The sequence below is a fragment of the Mycobacterium scrofulaceum genome, from assembly GCF_001667885.1.
Taxonomy (GTDB): Bacteria; Actinomycetota; Actinomycetes; order Mycobacteriales; family Mycobacteriaceae; genus Mycobacterium; species Mycobacterium scrofulaceum_C.
Window position 1 is genome coordinate 1 of the sequence record NZ_LZJW01000148.1, and the last position, 764, is coordinate 764.

Below are 764 nucleotides of genomic sequence, written 5' to 3' on the forward strand. Positions count from 1 at the left end.
GCCCGGCTGGCCCGCATCCCTGGCATCACCGACGGTCATGAACGGATCACCGACGAAGGGATCGGGCCCGTCAAGCCCGTGCCAATCATGCACTGGCTGTTCGACATTGACGGCCCGATCGACCAGTTCAACCAAACCATGGTCCTGCACGCACCGCCGAGCGCAACGCACGCCGAGGTGCTCGCCGTGCTGCAAGCGCTGCTCGACCGCCACCCGATGCTGCGGGCACGGGCCGATACGAGCGCGCGGTCCCTGGCCGTTCCCGGGCCCGGGGCGGTCGACGGCGCTCAGTGCCTGCACACCGTCGACGCGCTGACCGATGATGTCCTCGGCCAGGCCAGGTCCCGGCTCGACCCCGGCGGTGGCGTGATGCTCAGCGCGCTGTGGGTTTCCACTACCGGCCAGCTGGTGGTGATCGTTCATCATCTGGCCGTGGATGCGGTGTCGTGGCGGATCCTGTTGGAGGACTTCAACATCGCGTGGGCCCAGTACCACCACGGACAGCCGATCACCCTGCCCCAAACCGGCACCTCATTCCAGCGGTGGGCCGCGCTGCTCGACGAGCACGCCCACACCCCGGCCGTCACCGCACAGGCCGACACCTGGCGACACATCAGCGGCATCCCGGCCGCGCTGCCCCCACCGCGGCCCAGCGACACCTTTACCAGCGCCGGACACCTGACGGCCACCCTGGACGCCGAGACCACCCAGGTGTTGCTCACCGACGCCCCGGCGGCCTTCCACACCGGCATCCACGACCCTGC

Annotated in this window: 1 protein-coding gene; it reads left to right on the forward strand. The window is 69.6% G+C overall.

The features are described from left to right. Positions 1-764: condensation domain-containing protein (locus A5681_RS21535; protein ID WP_156738089.1), on the forward strand; the 764-nt coding region annotated here is incomplete at both ends.